Origin of the sequence: Shinella sp. S4-D37 (genome assembly GCF_040812195.1) — a bacterium.
Lineage (GTDB): Bacteria > Pseudomonadota > Alphaproteobacteria > Rhizobiales > Rhizobiaceae > Shinella.
On record NZ_JBFNXL010000005.1, the window covers coordinates 3,463,484 to 3,480,447 of the forward strand.

Genomic DNA, 16,964 nt, shown 5'->3' on the forward strand with positions numbered 1-16,964 from the left:
GCCTATCAGCCGGCGGTCTTGGCGAAGCGGGCGAGCAAGTCGTTCGTTTCGGTCTCGATGGTCTTCAGGGCATCCTCGACGGAGGTCTCGCCGGCGAAGATGCGGCCGTATTCCCGCTCCATGATCTCGCGGATCTGCGGGTAGAAGCCGAGGCGGTAGCCCTTCGACCAGTCGCCCGAGGGCAGCATGAGCTGCTGGATGCCGACTTCGGCGACCGGGGTCTTTTCATAGTAGCCCTCGGACTTCGCCAGCTCGTAGGCCGCCTTGGTGATGGCGACGTAGCCGGTGGCCTGGTGGTAGAACTTCTGGATTTCCGGCGAGGTCAGGAACTGGAAGAAGTCGGCCGTGCACTTGTTTTCCGCATCCGGCTTACCGGACATGGCGAAGAGGGCCGCGCCGCCGATGAAGGTGTTGGTGCCGGCGCCCTCGACGCTCTGCCAGTAGGGCAGGAAGGTCGCGGTGAACGGCTTCTGCGCGGTCTTCGTCAGGCCGCCGAAGGAGCCCGAGGAGCCGATCCAGAAGGCGGCCTTGCCGTCCTCGAAGAGCTTCTGGTTGTCATTCCAGCCGGCGCCGAAATAGCCGAAATAACCCTCGTCGCCCCAGGCCTTCAGCTTGGTGAACATCATGACGAGGTTCGGGTCCGTCATGTTGATCTTCGTGTCGGTAACCGAATCGTAGCCGTTGTTGTTCGTCGCGAACTGGATGTTGTGGCGCGAGAAGAAGTTTTCGGTGAACTGCCAGGTCAGCTGCGACTGGACGAGCGGCAGGTAGCCGGCTTCCTTCAGCTTCGGCGCGGCCGCCTCGAACTCCTCCCAGGTCTTCGGCGCTTCCACGCCGGCCTTTTCGAGGGCCTCGGTGTTGACGTACATGATCGGGGCGGAGGAGTTGAACGGCATGCCGACGAACTTGCCGTCCGGCGCGGCGTAGAAATAGCGCACGCCCTCGATGAAGGCTTCGCGGTCGAACGTGTGGCCGGCGCCGGTGATCAGGTCTTCCGCCGGGATGACGGCGCCCGGCGCGTTGATGATCGTCGCCGCGCCGGCGTCGAAGACCTGCAGGATGTTCGGCTGCTCGCCCGAGCGGAAGGCGGCGATGCCGGAGGCGAGCGCCTCCTCGTAGGTGCCCTTGGAGACCGGCGTCAGGGCGCAGGCCGACTGGGCCTCGTTGAACTTCTTGGCGACTTCGTTGATGACCTCGCCGTTGCGGCCGGCCATGCCGTGCCACCAGGTGATGTTGGTGGCGGCCATCGAGGCCGAAGCGGAAAAGGCGAGTGCGAAACCTGCGAGGGAAAGCGGCTTGAACATGGGATGCTCCTCTTCACCGGATTTGGTGTGAGGGGTGCACTAAGGGGCCGGCATGACGGGCGCGTTACGGTTTCGTGTCAGTTGCGTTACATTTTCCTTTTGCTCAAAACGCATTCGGCAGATGCCGCGGAAGCCGCCAGGGACGAACGGCGACGATGTCATATCGAAGGGAAAGGCGTTCGCCGTCGGGCTGGCGCGAAAGCCAGATCTCGCTTGCCGCGCGGATGCGCCCTTGCGCGGTTCCGGTGACGGCGAAGACGGCGCTGTCGACGTCGCGGCGCGCCTTCACCTCGACAAAGACGACGAGGTCTCCGCGCCGCGCGATGATGTCGATCTCGCCGAGCTTCGTGCGGTAGCGGATGGCGCGGATGCGAAAGCCCTTGGCGGCAAGATAGAGCGCGGCGATATATTCGGAGAGGTGTCCGCGGCGGAAGGCCCTGAGCCGGCCGGGATCCGCCGCCCTATTTCCCATCGCCACCCTTCAGGTCGATGAGGCGCTGGTAGAGGTCGCGCCGCGGCAGGCCGGTCTGCCGCGCGGCCTCGGTCGCCGCCTTGCCGGCCGGCATGTCCCTGACGAGCGCGGTAAGCAGCCGGTCGACGTCTTCCGCCTCGGGCGCGGCCGCTTCGCCCGGCGGGCCGATGACGAAGACGATCTCGCCCTTGACGGTGTGGCCGTCGCCATAGTGCGCCGAAAGCTCGCCGAGCGTTCCGCGGCGGAACTCCTCGAAGGTCTTGGTCAGTTCGCGGCAGACGCAGGCCGGCCGCTCCTCCCCCAGCACCTCGGCCGCCGCCGCGACCGTCGCGGCGATGCGATGGGGCGATTCGAAGAACAGCAGCGTCGCCGGCACGCCCGCAAGCTCGGCCAGGCGATCGCGCCGCGCCTTGTCCTTGGAGGGCAGGAAGCCTGCGAAGAAAAAGGCCTCGTTCGGCAGGCCCGAGCCGACGAGCGCGGCAAGCGGGGCGGAGGCGCCCGGGATGGGCACGACGCGGTGGCCCGCCGCGATGGCGAGCAGCGCCAGCCGGTATCCGGGATCGGAGACGAGCGGCGTGCCGGCATCGGAGACGAGGGCGACGGATTTGCCGGCGTCCAGCGCGGCGATGAGGCGCGGGCCCGCCTCGTCCGCATTGTGCTCGTGATAGGCATAGGGCCGATTGACGATGCCGTAGCGGTCGAGCAGCACGCGGGTGACGCGCGTATCCTCGCAGGCGAGCACGTCGGCGCCGGCGAGCGTTTCGAGCGCCCGCAGCGTGATGTCGGAGAGATTGCCGATGGGCGTGGCGACGAGATAGAGCGCCGGCTCCAGCGGCCGGGTGGGGATCACGGCATCGTGCAGGCGGAACGTCCTGCCGCCATCGCCCGTGCCGCCTGCCGCTGTCTCGTCCCGCATCGCCATTCCCTTTCCGGCCGGATGAGCGGCCGCCGTTCGTCACCCCTTATGGGCGAGCGCCGATGCCCTCGCAAGGTCGGACGGTTGACTATCGTGTGTGCCGCGCCGTTAGCACTTGCAATCGGGCGGGAACTTCTGCCATTTTGCCCGTCCAATCTTTCCGGCCCTGCCGGGATTTCAAGGCAATGCCGCGCCGGCCTCCGGCGTGCTAGCGGTCGAAAGCGGTACAGTTCATGCGCATTACTCTCGAGCGGTCCAATCTTCTGAAGTCGCTGAACCACGTCCATCGCGTGGTCGAACGGCGCAACACGATCCCGATCCTCTCGAACGTGCTCTTGCGCGCGGACGGCGTGAGCCTCGACATGAAGGCGACCGACCTCGACCTCGAGATCACCGAGGCGACGCCCGCCCAGATCGAGCAGGCCGGCGCGACCACCGTTCCCGCGCACCTGCTCTACGACATCGTTCGCAAGCTCTCGGACGGTTCGGAAGTGCTGCTCGCCACCAGCGCCGACGGCGCCTCGATGACGGTCGCCTCGGGCCGCTCGAAATTCTCGCTGCAGTGCCTGCCGCAGTCCGATTTCCCGGACCTGACCACCGGCAGCTTCTCGCACACGTTCCGCCTCAAGGCGACGGACCTGAAAATGCTGATCGATCGCACCCAGTTCGCGATCTCGACGGAAGAGACCCGCTACTACCTCAACGGCATCTTCATCCACACGATCGAAAGCAACGGCCAGCTCAAGCTGCGCGCCGTCGCCACCGACGGGCACCGCCTTGCCCGCGCCGACGTGGAAGCCCCCTCGGGCTCGGAAGGCATGCCGGGCATCATCATTCCGCGCAAGACGGTCGGCGAATTGCAGAAGCTGGTCGACAATCCGGATCTCGTCGTTACCGTCGAGGTCTCGGATGCGAAGATCCGCTTCACCATCGGCTCGATCGTGCTGACCTCCAAGCTGATCGACGGCACCTTCCCGGACTACCAGCGCGTGATCCCGACCAACAACGACAAGGAACTGAAGATCGACTGCCAGTCCTTCGCCCAGGCCGTCGACCGCGTCTCCACCATCTCCTCCGAGCGCGGCCGCGCCGTGAAGCTGGCGCTCGGCGACGGCCAGCTCACGCTGACCGTCAACAACCCGGATTCGGGCAGCGCGACGGAAGAACTGCCGGTCGGCTACGACAACGATCCGCTGGAAATCGGCTTCAACGCGAAGTACCTGCTCGACATCACCTCGCAGCTTTCCGGCACGGAAGCCGTGTTCATGCTGGCCGATCCGGGCTCGCCCACGCTGGTGCGCGACCTTGCCGGCGACGACGCGCTCTACGTGCTGATGCCGATGCGCGTCTAGCCCCGGCGATACCGGAAAACGGTTCTGGAACCCGTCGGCCATCCGGCGGGTTCTTTTTTTAGAAGGCGCTTTCGTGAGCGGGGGAAACTTGCAGAGCGGGGCGCAATCAGACTTGTTTTTGACGCAAACCGCGTCACATATTTGCCGTGGCCGAATGAAACGGACGGGAATGCCACCCGCCGGCGGCCGGGAGCGTACCATGAAGGGGGACGGCATGACGTTGCGTGTGAAGGTCAAGGAACGGCTCGGCAAGAAATTCGACGACGAGATCCGCTTCTTCAAGGGCTGGATGAGCAATACGCGTGCTGTCGGCTCGATCATCCCCACCTCCTCGGTCGCCGCGCGCCGCATGGCGAGCGTCATCGAACCGGCCTCGGGCCTTCCCGTGCTCGAACTCGGGCCTGGCACCGGCGTGATCACCAAGGCGATCCTGGAGACCGGCCTTGCCCCGGAAAAGCTGACCTCGGTCGAATTCTCCACCGATTTCTATAACCATCTCGTCGCGCGCTTTTCCGGCGTCAACTTCATCAACGGCGATGCCTTCGACCTCGACACGACGCTCGGCGAGCTTCGCGGCGCGACGTTCGACAGCGTCATCTCCGCCGTGCCGCTGCTCAATTTCCCGATGCACAGGCGCGTGTCGCTGATCGAGGACCTGCTCTCGCGCATTCCCGCCGGCCGCCCGGTCGTGCAGATCTCCTATGGCCCGCTCTCCCCCGTCGTCGCCATGCCGGATCGCTACCAGATCACACATCTCGATTTCGTCGTGCGCAACATCCCGCCGGCGCAGCTGTGGACCTACCGCCGCACCCATTGAGGGGCGGCGATGTTCGCGCTCTACATCACCCATCCGCAGGTCGCCATCGACCCGGCCGTGCCGGTGCCCGACTGGGGCCTTTCCGAACGGGGCCGCGAGCGCGCCCGCTTTGCCGCCTCGACCGGCTGGGCACGGCAGGTCCGCCGGCTCGTGGCGAGCACCGAGCGCAAGGCTATCGAGACGGCGGAAATCCTTGCCGCCGGCCGCCTCGCCGTCGAGACCGACGACGCCATGGGCGAGAACGACCGTTCCGCCACCGGTTACCTGCCGCCCGCGGCCTTCGAGGCCGCCGCCGATGAATTTTTCGCCCGGCCGGAGCAGAGTTTTCGCGGCTGGGAGCGCGCGGCGGATGCGCAGGCGCGCATTCTCGCCGCCGTCGAGCGCGTGCTGACCGGGCATGACCCGGAGATCCCCATCGCCTTCATCGGTCACGGCGGCGTCGGCACGCTGCTGAAATGCCGCCTCAAGGGCACGCCCATCCGCCGGGACGGCGACCAGCCGGCGGGCGGGGGCAATCTTTTCGCATTCCGGCTTGCGGACCGGACCGTCACATGCGACTGGACGCCAATGGAATCTTGGAAAGGGTTTTGACCATGTCCGCGCGCGACCGCCTGATCGTTGGCCTCGATGTCCCGACCATCGCGGAGGCGGAGAAGGTGGTCCGGACGCTCGGCGACACCGCCCTCTTCTACAAGATCGGCTACCAGCTCGTCTTTGCCGGCGGGCTGGAATTCGCCCGCGATCTTGCCAGGGACGGCAAGAAGGTCTTCCTCGACATGAAGCTGCTCGACATCGACAACACGGTGGCCAAGGGCGTCGAGAACATCGTCAAGATGGGCATGTCCATGCTGACGCTGCATGCCTATCCGAAAGCCATGGCCGCCGCCGTCTCCGCCGCGAAAGGCTCCGACCTGTGCCTCCTCGGCGTCACGGTGCTGACCTCCATGGACGCCGGGGACGTCATCGACGCCGGCTATGAATACGATGCGCACACGCTGGTGCTGCGCCGCGCCGAGCAGGCCCGCATCGCCGGCATGGGCGGCGTCGTCTGCTCCGCGGAAGAGGCCAGGGCGGTGCGCAAGATCGTCGGCCCGGACATGGCGATCGTCACGCCTGGCATCCGCCCCGCCGGCGCCGATCTCGGCGACCAGAAGCGCGTCATGACGCCTTCCGACGCGCTGAGGGCCGGCTCCAGCCACCTCGTCGTCGCCCGCCCGATCGTCAAGGCGGACGATCCGCTCGCCGCGGCGAGCGCGATCCTCGCCGAAATGGACGGCGCGCTCGCAGCATAATAATCAAAAAGGGAGAGAGACATGCCCAAGGGTTACTGGATCGCACAGGTCGACGTGCGCGATACCGAGCGCTACAAGGACTACGTCGCCGCCGCCAAGCCGGCCTTCGAGAAATACGGCGCGAACTTCATCGCCCGCGGCGGCGCCTTCGAACGGCTGGAGGGCCGCGTGCGCGCCCGCAACGTCATCATCGAGTTCCCCTCGCTCCAGGCCGCTGTCGACTGTTACAACTCGCCGGAATATCAGATCGCCGCCGCCATTCGCCAGGAAGTGGCGGACGCGGAGATGGTGGTCGTCGAAGGGCTTTGAGCCGGCCATCCCGCACCCCGGAAAACCCGGTACAAGAGACGCTTCGCCGCGCTTCACCTTCCAAACGGTTTGGGCTATGTAGGCGCTACCGACCTACAATGTTCTGCAGGAGCAGCCTCATGACCTTGTCCAACCTTCCGCCGCTCGTCACCGTTTTCGGCGGCTCCGGCTTCGTCGGGCGTCATGTGGTGCGCGCGCTGGCGCGCCGCGGCTATCGCATCCGCGTCGCCGTCCGCCGCCCGGACCTTGCCGGCTTCCTCCAGCCGATCGGCGGCGTCGGCCAGATCTCCTTCGTCCAGGCGAACCTGCGCTACCGCCAGTCCGTCGACCGCGCCGTGGAAGGCGCCGACCACGTCATCAACTGCGTCGGCATCCTCTTCGAGAGCGGCCGCAACAACTTCGACGCCGTGCAGGATTTCGGCGCCCGCGCGGTGGCCGAGGCCGCACGCGCCGTCGGTGCGAAGCTCACCCACATCTCCGCCATCGGCGCGGATGAAAAATCCGGTTCCTCCTATGCCCGCAGCAAGGCCCGCGGCGAAGCGGCCGTGCTGCGCACGGTTCCCGACGCCGTCATCCTGCGCCCCTCCATCATCTTCGGCCCGGAGGACGGCTTCTTCAACAAGTTCGCCACCATGGCGCGCTATGCGCCGGCCCTGCCGCTGATCGGCGGCGGCCGCACGAAGTTCCAGCCGGTCTATGTCGCCGACGTCGCCGAAGCCGTCGCCCGCTCGGTGGACGGCACGATCGAGCGCGGCCGCGTCTACGAGCTCGGCGGCCCGGAAGTGCTGACCTTCCGTCAGTGTCTGGAACTGATGCTGCGCATCGTCGACCGCAAGAACCCGCTCGTCTCGCTGCCCTTCGGCATCGCCTCGCTGATGGGTTCCGTCGCCTCGCTGGTGCCCTTCATCACGCCGCCGCTGACGGCCGACCAGGTCACGCTGCTGCGGGCCGACAATGTCGTTTCGGACGCCGCCCGCGCCGAAGGCCGCACGCTCGAAGCCATCGGCATCGAGCCCATCCTCGCCGAGGCGATCCTGCCGAGCTACCTCGTGCGCTATCGCCAGCAGGGCCAATTCACGCGGATCGACAAGACAGCCTGAACCGAAAATCCCGCAACACAACCGGCCGCCGCGGGACAATCCCGCGGCGGCCGGTTCGTTTTTTTTAAAGCGCTTTGGGCAGGCTGTTGCACTTATGCAGCGGTTCAAAAAATCGCTGCAGCATTTACGCGCGATTCAGCATGTCGCGATATTGATTGTCTTCGGGCCAGCGAATAAACACCGCCCCCGTCGCGTCGTACTGATGACAGTTCTGCGGCGTATTTTCAGGACTTTGAGAGGCTTCCGGCGCAATGGGCAAGGCAATTGCAATCTTCTTCGGGTTTTCGGCACTGATCATCGTGGCCGGATCCTTTGCCGCGCCGTCGACGGTCTCCGCCGGCAAGCACGGCTGCTCGCCGGCCTACGGCGTCGATCCCTGCACGACCGCCTCGGTCAAGTAAGGGCCGGCCGGCCCGAGAGCCGGCCGAAAAACCTTCAACCGAAGATCAGAAGGCCGATCAGGCCCAGCGTTCCCACGACGATGCGCCAGATGGCGAACAGCGTGAAGCCGCGGCGCGACACGAAGTCGAGCAGCGAACGCACGACGAAGAGGCCCGCGACGAAGGCGGCGGCAAAGCCGATGCCGATCACCAGCAGATCATCGGACGAGAGCGCGTCGCGGTTCTTGTAGAGATCCAGCGCAAAGGCGCCGACCATGGTCGGCATGGCGAGGAAGAAGGAAAACTCCGCCGCCGAGCGCTTGTCCGTTCCCATCAACAGGGCGCCGGCGATCGTCGCGCCCGAACGCGAGGTTCCGGGGACCATCGCAAGGCACTGGCAGAGGCCGATCTTGAAGGCCAGCGACGGCGGGTATTGCATCGCGTCCGTATAGCGCGGCTGGAGCGGCAGGCGGTCGATCACATAGAGGATGACGCCGCCGACGATCAGCACGATGCAGATCAGCATCGGCGTTTCGAAGAGCACCGTCTTGATGAAATCGTGCGCCAGGGCGCCGATGACGGCAGCCGGCAGGAAGGCGATGAGCACACTGGCGACGAAGCGCCGCGCCTCGGGGCTCGACGGCAGCGCGAAGGCGATACGCAGGAGCTTGGCCGCGTAGACGGAGAGGATGGCGAGGATCGCCCCCAGCTGGATGAGCACGGCGAAGGTGTTGCCCGGCGACTTGAAGCCGAGGAAGTGCCCTGCAAGCAGGATATGGCCGGTGGAGGACACGGGGATGAATTCGGTCAGGCCCTCGATCAATCCGAGAATGAGGGCGCTGACAATGGACTGGTCTGCCATGGAGGTTCCTTGGGGAAAAGGGGAGGAAAGCCACGAAATGAAGCGGACATACGGCAAAAAGCCCGATTCGCTTGTGTTTGTACCACCAAATTTCTATAGGTTCGTCAAATCAGCCATGGTCAAATCAGCCCGCACGCGCGCTCGACCCGGCCGCAACCCCTTCCGCAAGACCAGCAAAGCAGCCTGATGCCCACACTCTATCATCACCCGATGTCCGCCGCCTCCCGCTTCGTCCGCCTCATCCTGACGGAGTACGGGTTCCAGACGGAGCTTGCCGAGGAACAACCCTGGGAGAACCGGCGCGATTTCCTCACGCTCAACCCGGCCGGAACGCTGCCCGTCTATGTCGACGACAGCATGCGGGCATTGTGCGGCGCTAGCATCATCTCCGAATATCTCGACGAGACGCATGGCGTTTTGAAGCGCGACCGCCGGCTGCTCGCCGAGGATCCGTTCCAGCGCGCGGAGATCCGCCGCCTGACGGAATGGTTCCTGCAGAAGATGGAGCAGGACGTGACGCGCCCGCTGGTGCGCGAGCGCATCTTCAAGCTGCAGATGACGCCGGACCAGGGCGGCGGCCCGCCGGACAGCAAGATCCTGCGCAATTCACGCGCCAATATCCGCCAGCACATGAAGTATCTCTCCTGGCTCGCCGGCTCGCGCACCTATCTCGCCGGCGATCGCCTCTCCTATGCCGACCTTGCCGCCGCGGCCTGTCTTTCCGTGCTCGACTATATGGGCGAGATCAACTGGGCGGACGCGCCGCAGGCCAAGGACTGGTATCAGCGGCTGAAATCCCGCCCCTCCTTCCGCCCGCTGCTGGCCGAGCGCGTGCGCGGCGTCACCCCGGTCTCGCATTACGCGGACCTTGATTTCTGAGGGCGGAACGATGTCGGGCGACGACAGGCTCCGGCGCCGCCTGACCGACTTCCTCAAGGCGGAAGCGGCGGACAAGGGGTTCGACCTCTGTCGCATCACCGGCCCCGATTCCATTCCAGAGGCGCCGCCGCGGCTCGCGGACTTCCTCGCCGCCGACTACCACGGCACCATGGACTGGATGGCCGAGACCGAGGCCCGCCGCGCCGATCCGCGCGTGCTGTGGAGCGAGGTGCGCTCCGTCGTGCTCTTCGCCATGAACTACGGGCCGGAGCACGATCCACGCGCCGTGCTTTCCATGCCGGACCGGGCGGCGATCTCCGTCTATGCGCAGAACCGCGACTATCACGACCTCATCAAGGGCAAGCTGAAGGAAGTGGCGACGCGCTTTGCCGCCCGCGGCGGGGCGGATGTGAAAGTCTTCGTCGATACGGCACCGGTGATGGAAAAGCCGCTCGCCGCCGCCGCCGGACTCGGCTGGCAGGGAAAGCACACCAACCTCGTCAGCCGCACGCACGGTTCCTGGCTCTTCCTCGGCAGCCTCTTCACCACCGCCGACCTCGTCCGTGACGATCAGGAGCGCGATCATTGCGGTTCCTGCCGCGCCTGCCTCGACGCCTGCCCGACCGACGCCTTTCCCGCCCCCTACAAGCTCGATGCGCGGCGCTGCATCTCCTATCTCACCATCGAGCACAAGGGACCGATCGACCCGGACATGCGGACAAAGATCGGCAACCGCATCTATGGCTGCGACGATTGCCTGGCCGCCTGCCCCTGGAACAAGTTCGCCGCCGCGGCCTCGCAGATAAAGCTCGTCGCCCGCGAGGAACTGAAGGCGCCGGCGATCGCCGATCTTCTGACTCTCGACGATGCCGGCTTCCGGGCGCATTTCTCCGGCTCGCCGGTCAAGCGCATCGGCCGCGACCGCTTCATCCGCAACGTGCTGATCGCCGCCGGCAATTCCGGCGACCGCAGCCTGATCGCCGAATGCGTCCGCCTTGCCGACGACGCCTCGCCCGTGGTGCGCGGCATGGTCGCATGGGCGCTTTCTCGGCTGATGACGGCTTCCGAATTCGGGGAATTTACGGCAGGAAGGACGGACGACGCGGACGCGGACGTGTGCGCGGAATATGAAAGAGCGAAGGCAGATTGTCGATGACGCACCTCCTGATCCTCGGCGCCGGCTTTTCCGGCAAGGCCATCGGCCAGGCCTTCACGGCGGCCGGCTTTTCCGTCTCCGGCACGACGCGCTCGGCGGAGAAGGCGGAAGGCCTTCGCGCCCTCGGCATCGCGCCGATCCTCTATGAGGGCGGCCCGGTCCCCGAGGCCCTTGTCGCCGACATGGCACGCGCCACCCATGTCGTGCAGTCCATCGCGCCGGGCAAGGACGGCGATCCGCTGTTTCGCGCCGGCATGCCCCCGATCTCCGCGCTGATGCCGAATCTCGCCTGGGCCGGCTACCTCTCGACCGTCGGCGTCTACGGCGACCACAAGGGCGACTGGGTAGACGAGGAGACGATGCTGAACCCGGTTTCCGCCCGCTCCATCGAGCGGGTCGAGGCGGAGAACCACTGGCTCGGTTTCGGCAAGACCGCGAGCCTGTCCGTCGCCGTGCTGCGCCTTGCCGGCATCTACGGTCCCGGCCGCAACGCATTGCGCAACATGGCAGAGGGCACCGCGCGCCGCCTCGTCAAGAAGGACCAGGTGTTCAACCGCATCCGCGTCGAGGATATCGGCCGCGCGGCCCTTTTCCTTGCCCAAAAATCCCTCGGCGGCGTCTGGAACATCACCGACGACGAGCCCGGCCCGCCGCAGGACGTGGTGGCCGAAGCCGCCCGGCTGATGGGCCTGCCGGTGCCGCCGGATGTTCCTTTCGAGACGGCGGAACTTTCTCCGATGGCACGGTCTTTCTACGGGGAGAACAAGCGCGTCTCGAACGCCAAGCTGCGTGCTGCCGGCTTCGAGTTCGGCTTCCCGGACTATCGCCAGTCGCTGGCCGAACTCCACACGTCCGGCCTCTGGCGGGGCTGAGGGGCAGAGCCGGCACGGCCGGCTTTTTGCGATTTTGCACAACCCTTGATTTATACGCCTTATTTTCGCCGCCGAATTCCTGCGTAGCAATCGCTAATATTGAAAGTTTTTTCCGAAAATTTGCGGGATTGCCGGATGGCTATTCCAACTTCCAAGTCGATCCGGTTTAGTGATTGATTCGCAAGATTCTTTTCCGTCCCACAGGCGAAGATCAAAAATCCATCGCCGGCGATGGACTGTATATCCTGTACCCCTCCCACAGCAATTGCGGCGGGTTGAGGCACGTTTTTGCCATTTTTGCTTCCTCATAGGGCGATCATCGCAGCGGAAATTCACAACTTTCCCGGAAGGTCATCCGATACATGATGCTCAAGCTCTCCAGCCTCGCGCTCGCCTCGCTCGTCACAGCCTCCTCCACCTTCGTTACATTCTCCGATGCTGAGGCCGCCGGTTGCGGTCGTGCCTCGTGGTATGCGCTGCATTCGCGCACCGCCTCGGGCGAGCGCATGAACCCGAACCTCCTGACGGCCGCCCACCGGAGCCTGCGCTTCGGCACCAAGGTGAAGGTCACCAACGCGAACAACGGCAAGAGCGTCGTGGTGCGCATCAACGATCGCGGCCCGTTCATCCGCGGCCGAGTGCTCGACCTCTCCAAGGCCGCCGCTTCCAACATCGGCATGATCCGCTCCGGCCACGCCAAGATCTGTTACGAAGTCATCGGCTGACGAGCGCTATTGTGCGGCTCCCGGCTTGCCCTTCGCGCATTCCGCCGCTACCACGACGCAAAACGGAGTAGACGGATGCGATTGGGTGGGCGGCTCGCGGGAGCCATCGAGGTTCTGACGGATATCGAGACGCGGCGGCGCCCCGTCGCCGATGCGCTGAAAGACTGGGGCCTCTCCCATCGGTTCGCCGGCTCCGGCGACCGCGCCGCGATCGGCAATATCGTCTATGACGCGCTGCGCATGAGACTGTCGCACGCCTACCTGATGGACGACGACAGCCCCGCCGCCCTCGGCCATGCCGTGCTCCTGCGCCAGTGGGGCCTCGCCCCCGAGGCGCTTGCCGCCGAGTTCGACGGCGACCGTTTTGCCCCGGAGCCCATTTCCGACGAAAAGCTTGCCGCCTTCCGCGCCCGCACTCTCGACGACGCCGCGCTGCATGTGCAGGGCGACATTCCCGAATGGATCCAGCCCGCCTTCGAGGCCAATTTCGGCGACGCCTGGCTGGCGGAAGCCAAGGCGCTCGCCGGCCGCCCGACGCTGGACCTGCGCGCCAACACGCTGAAGGCCGGCCGCGACAAGGTGCTGAAGGCGCTGGAGCGCAACGCCGCCGTCGCCTCGGCCATCGCCCGCGAGGGCATCCGCATTCCCGCCGGCGAAGGCCCCGCGCGCCTGCCGAACGTCACCGCCGACCTTGCCTTCCAGAAGGGCTGGTTCGAGGTGCAGGACGAAGGCTCGCAGATCGTCGCCGACCTCGTCGTGCCGCAGGAGGGCGAGCAGGTGCTCGATTTTTGCGCCGGCGGCGGCGGCAAGACGCTCGCCATGGCGGCCGCCATGCACAACAAGGGCCAGGTGCACGCCTACGACACCGACCGCAAGCGCCTCGCCCCGATCATCGAGCGGCTGAAGCGTGCCGGCACGCGCAATGTCCAGGTGCACGAGACCATGGCCAGCCTTGGGCCCCTGAAAGGACGGTTCGACCGCGTGCTGGTCGATGCCCCCTGCACGGGCACCGGCACCTGGCGCCGCCGGCCGGACACCAAATGGCGCCTCACCGAAAAGAACCTCGAGGAACGCCTCGCCCAGCAGCAGGAGGCGCTTGCCAATGCCAGCGCCTTCGTGCGGCCCGGCGGCTTCCTGCTCTATGTCACCTGTTCCATCCTGCCGCAGGAGAACGAGGAGCAGGTTTCCCGTTTCTGCGCGGCCAACCCGGATTTCGAGATCCTTCCCGCCACCGACACCTGGAAAAGGCTGTTCGGCGCGGACAAGCCACAGCCCAGGTCACGCGACGGCAGGACCGTCACCCTGACGCCGGCCTCGACCGACACGGACGGTTTCTTCTTCTGCGCTATGGGCCGCAGGGCCTGAGGCGGTTGACTCCCGTCAACCACTGAACCGGCTGGAACAGCTTGAAATCGTTCTAAACTATACACTTTGACACCAGTTTTTATTTGGTTCATGAGAGTAGTGCCTGAATAATCCCGGGCCGGGCGGCCTGCCGGGCTATCCGGGCGTCGGCTGCGGCGCCTGGTGTCGGGGGGACAAGACACACAGGACACCAGGAGACGTCATGACCACTTCCTTCCTTCGCGCGGCCGCCTTTGCGCTTGCTGCCGCGGCGTCAAGCCTTGCCATCGGCTCTGCCCATGCGGCCGCCGATCCGGCTGCGATCGTCAAGCATTATGCCGAAATCGCCCATGCCAAGTTCTCCGACTCGCTCGACGCCGCAAAGGCGCTCGATGCCGCGATCGATGCCCTCATCGCCAAGCCGAGCGACGAAACGCTGAAGGCGGCGCGCGAGGCTTGGCTGAAATCCCGCGTGCCCTACCAGCAGACCGAAGCCTACCGCTTCGGCAATCCGCTGGTCGACGACTGGGAAGGCAAGGTCAACGCCTGGCCGCTCGACGAGGGCCTGATCGACTATGTCGATGCCAGCTACGGCACGGAAAGCGACGAAAACGCGCTCTTCGTCGGCAATGTCATCGCCAATCCGAAGCTGGAGATCGGCGGCAAGACCATCGACGCCACCGCCATCACGCCGGAAGTACTGCAGGAACTGCACGAGGCGGGTGAAGTGGAAGCCAATGTCGCGACCGGTTACCACGCCATCGAATTCCTGCTGTGGGGCCAGGATCTCAACGGCACCGGAAAGGGCGCGGGCAACCGCCAGGCGAGCGACTACGACACGGCCAATTGCACCAACGGCAATTGCGACCGCCGCGCCGCCTACCTGAAGGCCGCCTCCTCGCTGCTCGTCACCGACCTGGAAGAGATGGTGAAGGCCTGGGCCGCCGACGGCGACGCCACCAAGAACGTGACGTCGGATCCGAAGGCCGGCATCACCGCCATGCTGACCGGCATGGGCTCGCTCTCCTACGGCGAACTCGCCGGCGAGCGCATGAAGCTCGGCCTGCTGCTGCACGATCCGGAAGAAGAGCACGATTGCTTCTCCGACAACACGCACAACTCGCACTACTACGACGTCGCCGGCATCCAGACCGTCTATACGGGCGAGTATACCCGTGCGGACGGCTCCAAGCTCACCGGCCCGTCGCTCTCCGAACTGGTCGCGGAAAAGGACGCCGCGCTCGATACGGAGATGAAGGGCAAGCTCGACGCCAGCCACGCCGCCTTCCAGGCGCTCAAGGACCGCGCGGACGGCGGCGAAGCCTATGACCAGATGATCGGCGAAGGCAACGACGAGGGCAACACGGTCGTCCAGGCCGCCGTCGACAGCCTGATCGACCAGACCAAGACGATCGAACGCGTCATCGGATCCCTGGACCTCGGCAAGATCGAGCTTGAAGGCTCCGACAGCCTGGATAATCCTAACGCTGTCTTCCAATGATAGAAGGCGGGCCGCCTCCCCCGGGTGGCGGCCCGATCCCATATGACAGAACGCCCTGCCCGTCGCCTGCTCGCGGTCTCTGCCGCGGTATCCGTCGCGGCGGGCGTTTTCGTTCTGGGAAACGCGCATTCCACCGACCGCGGGCGCGATGACCTCTCGGAGAAGGATCTGAGGCGCGTCGCCGTGGTGACGGCGCCGGCGACGGATTTCTCCAAGGCCGAGCAGTACGAGGCGATGTCCGGCGGGGCGGCGACCTCGCTCGCATCCGTCACCATCAACAGCTTCTCCCACTTCTCCGAGAATATCACCTTCGCGGAGGAGGAGACGTTCAAGCTCGGCAACGCTCTCTTCCAGAAGCTCTGGGTCTCCTCGCCCTCCTCCACGCAGGCCTCCGACGGGCTCGGCCCGCTCTACAATGCGCGCTCCTGCCAGACCTGCCACATCAAGGACGGCCGCGGCCATCCGCCGGAGGGCACCGCAGAAGCCACGTCGATGTTCCTGCGCCTCGCCCGCCCGGCAGGGACGCCGCAGGAAGAGGCGGCGCTCGAAAGCTTTCGCGAGATGAGCCTGCCGGACCCGATCTACGGCCGCCAGCTCCAGGACCTCGCCATACCCGGCCTCAAGGCCGAGGGCCGCATGGCGATCGACTATACCGAGACGCCGGTGACGCTGGCCGGCGGTGAGGTCGTCATGCTGCGCCGGCCGACCTATTCCGTCACCGGCCTCGCCTATGGCGACCTCGATGCGACGACGACGCTTTCCCCGCGCGTTACCCAGCCGATGCTCGGCCTCGGTCTCGCGCAGGCCATCCACGAGGCGGACATCCTCGCCCTTGCCGACCCCGACGATGCGGATGGCGACGGCATCAGCGGCAAGGCGGCCATCGCGCTCGATCCGGCGACGGGCAGGAAAGCGCTCGGCCGGTTCGGCTGGAAGGCGCAGTCGGCCACCGTGCGCCAGCAGAGCGCCGACGCCTTCGCCTTCGACATCGGCCTTTCGACGCCCGAGGTGCCGTTGCACCAGGGCGACTGCACGCCCGCGCAACAAGCCTGCCTGGAGCGACCGGACGGCGTACAGAAAAGGCTCGGCGATGCCGAGGCGCCGCCGCCGGTGATGGACCTCGTCACCTTCTACGCGGAGAACCTCGCCGTGCCGGCGCGGCGCAAGGCGAGTTTCGCCGAAACGCTGGAGGGCAAGCGCGTCTTCTACGAGACAGGCTGTATTTCCTGCCACCGGCCGAAATTCGTCACCCGGCGCGATGCCGGCAACAAGGCCCATGCCTTCCAGCTCATCTGGCCCTATTCCGATTTCCTGCTGCACGACATGGGCGAAGGCCTTGCCGACGGGCAGGCGGTCGGCGTGGCGACCGGCCGGGAATGGCGCACGCCGCCGCTCTGGGGCATCGGCCTTACAAAAACCGTCAACGGCCATACGTTCTTCCTGCACGACGGACGCGCCCGCAACCTCACCGAGGCCATTCTCTGGCACGGCGGGGAGGCCGAGGCGGCGCGCGACCGCTTCGCCGCGCTGGAAAAACACGACCGCGACGCCCTTCTGACTTTTTTGGAGAGCCTCTAGATGATCACCCGGCGCCCTTCCTTCCGTCGTTTCGCCACGTTTTTCGAAAGCATCGCTCTCGCTTTCCGGGAGGCTTACCCCCCTCTGCCCTGCCGGGCATCTCCC

General features: G+C 65.9%; 18 protein-coding genes. 13 read left to right on the top strand and 5 right to left on the bottom strand.

The genetic code is table 11. From position 1 onward, the window contains the following. Positions 1-5: 5 nt before the first annotated feature. From AB3G45_RS24450 to rsmI, 3 genes are all read right to left on the bottom strand, one after another. Positions 6-1,304, bottom strand: a complete 1,299-nt coding sequence (locus AB3G45_RS24450; RefSeq protein WP_367833000.1) for an extracellular solute-binding protein — start codon at positions 1,302-1,304, stop codon at positions 6-8. A 103-nt stretch (positions 1,305-1,407) separates the two neighbouring features. After that, positions 1,408-1,776 carry a YraN family protein gene (locus tag AB3G45_RS24455; protein WP_367833001.1) on the bottom strand — a complete coding sequence of 123 codons (369 nt, stop codon included), beginning with the start codon at positions 1,774-1,776 and terminating at the stop codon, positions 1,408-1,410. Beyond that, the gene (gene rsmI, locus AB3G45_RS24460; RefSeq protein ID WP_367833002.1) at positions 1,766-2,692 is read right to left on the bottom strand and encodes a 16S rRNA (cytidine(1402)-2'-O)-methyltransferase; all 927 of its coding nucleotides are present in this window, start codon (positions 2,690-2,692) and stop codon (positions 1,766-1,768) included. The genes AB3G45_RS24455 and rsmI overlap by 11 nt, the downstream gene beginning before the upstream one ends. Positions 2,693-2,925: 233 nt before the next feature. Here rsmI and dnaN point away from each other — a divergent pair, with 233 nt between their 5' ends. The 6 genes from dnaN (at position 2,926) to AB3G45_RS24490 (ending at position 7,562) form a co-directional block, all read left to right on the top strand. Beyond that, on the top strand, positions 2,926-4,044 hold the full coding sequence (gene dnaN, locus AB3G45_RS24465) for a DNA polymerase III subunit beta (RefSeq protein WP_367833003.1): 1,119 nt from the start codon (positions 2,926-2,928) through the stop codon (positions 4,042-4,044). Positions 4,045-4,258: 214 nt separating this feature from the next. Beyond that, a complete protein-coding gene (pmtA, locus tag AB3G45_RS24470) occupies positions 4,259-4,861 on the top strand; it encodes a phospholipid N-methyltransferase PmtA (RefSeq protein ID WP_367833665.1) in 603 nt (200 codons plus the stop codon). 9 nt (positions 4,862-4,870) lie between these two features. Continuing rightward, the gene (locus tag AB3G45_RS24475) at positions 4,871-5,452 is read left to right on the top strand and encodes a histidine phosphatase family protein (protein WP_367833004.1); all 582 of its coding nucleotides are present in this window, start codon (positions 4,871-4,873) and stop codon (positions 5,450-5,452) included. A gap of 2 nt (positions 5,453-5,454) precedes the next feature. Continuing rightward, the gene (gene pyrF, locus AB3G45_RS24480; RefSeq protein ID WP_367833005.1) at positions 5,455-6,153 is read left to right on the top strand and encodes an orotidine-5'-phosphate decarboxylase; all 699 of its coding nucleotides are present in this window, start codon (positions 5,455-5,457) and stop codon (positions 6,151-6,153) included. A gap of 21 nt (positions 6,154-6,174) precedes the next feature. Further along, the gene (locus tag AB3G45_RS24485; RefSeq protein WP_367833006.1) at positions 6,175-6,462 is read left to right on the top strand and encodes a DUF1330 domain-containing protein; all 288 of its coding nucleotides are present in this window, start codon (positions 6,175-6,177) and stop codon (positions 6,460-6,462) included. Between the two features lie 119 nt (positions 6,463-6,581). After that, positions 6,582-7,562, top strand: coding sequence for a complex I NDUFA9 subunit family protein (locus AB3G45_RS24490; protein ID WP_367833007.1), 981 nt, complete (start codon positions 6,582-6,584; stop codon positions 7,560-7,562). 124 nt (positions 7,563-7,686) lie between these two features. Here AB3G45_RS24490 and AB3G45_RS24495 read toward each other — a convergent pair whose 3' ends face one another. Beyond that, a complete protein-coding gene (locus tag AB3G45_RS24495; RefSeq protein ID WP_367833696.1) occupies positions 7,687-7,860 on the bottom strand; it encodes a hypothetical protein in 174 nt (57 codons plus the stop codon). A gap of 137 nt (positions 7,861-7,997) precedes the next feature. Then, positions 7,998-8,804: an undecaprenyl-diphosphate phosphatase gene (locus tag AB3G45_RS24500; RefSeq protein WP_367833008.1), complete on the bottom strand. Its 807-nt coding sequence runs from the start codon at positions 8,802-8,804 to the stop codon at positions 7,998-8,000. 186 nt (positions 8,805-8,990) lie between these two features. Here AB3G45_RS24500 and AB3G45_RS24505 point away from each other — a divergent pair, with 186 nt between their 5' ends. The 7 genes from AB3G45_RS24505 (at position 8,991) to AB3G45_RS24535 (ending at position 16,859) form a co-directional block, all read left to right on the top strand. Next, complete coding sequence (locus AB3G45_RS24505; RefSeq protein WP_367833009.1) at positions 8,991-9,683, top strand: glutathione S-transferase family protein; 693 nt, start codon at positions 8,991-8,993, stop codon at positions 9,681-9,683. 10 nt (positions 9,684-9,693) lie between these two features. Further along, entirely contained in the window at positions 9,694-10,839 is a 1,146-nt protein-coding gene (gene queG / locus AB3G45_RS24510) for a tRNA epoxyqueuosine(34) reductase QueG (protein WP_367833010.1), read from the top strand. After that, the gene (locus AB3G45_RS24515) at positions 10,836-11,711 is read left to right on the top strand and encodes an SDR family oxidoreductase (RefSeq protein WP_367833011.1); all 876 of its coding nucleotides are present in this window, start codon (positions 10,836-10,838) and stop codon (positions 11,709-11,711) included. The genes queG and AB3G45_RS24515 overlap by 4 nt, the downstream gene beginning before the upstream one ends. 365 nt (positions 11,712-12,076) lie before the next feature. Then, entirely contained in the window at positions 12,077-12,436 is a 360-nt protein-coding gene (locus tag AB3G45_RS24520; RefSeq protein WP_272807545.1) for a septal ring lytic transglycosylase RlpA family protein, read from the top strand. A 75-nt stretch (positions 12,437-12,511) separates the two neighbouring features. Continuing rightward, the gene (locus AB3G45_RS24525; protein ID WP_367833012.1) at positions 12,512-13,801 is read left to right on the top strand and encodes an RsmB/NOP family class I SAM-dependent RNA methyltransferase; all 1,290 of its coding nucleotides are present in this window, start codon (positions 12,512-12,514) and stop codon (positions 13,799-13,801) included. Positions 13,802-14,003: 202 nt separating this feature from the next. Continuing rightward, positions 14,004-15,281 carry an imelysin family protein gene (locus tag AB3G45_RS24530; RefSeq protein ID WP_367833013.1) on the top strand — a complete coding sequence of 426 codons (1,278 nt, stop codon included), beginning with the start codon at positions 14,004-14,006 and terminating at the stop codon, positions 15,279-15,281. 42 nt (positions 15,282-15,323) lie between these two features. Next, positions 15,324-16,859 carry a di-heme oxidoredictase family protein gene (locus AB3G45_RS24535; RefSeq protein WP_367833014.1) on the top strand — a complete coding sequence of 512 codons (1,536 nt, stop codon included), beginning with the start codon at positions 15,324-15,326 and terminating at the stop codon, positions 16,857-16,859. Positions 16,860-16,964: the final 105 nt, after the last annotated feature.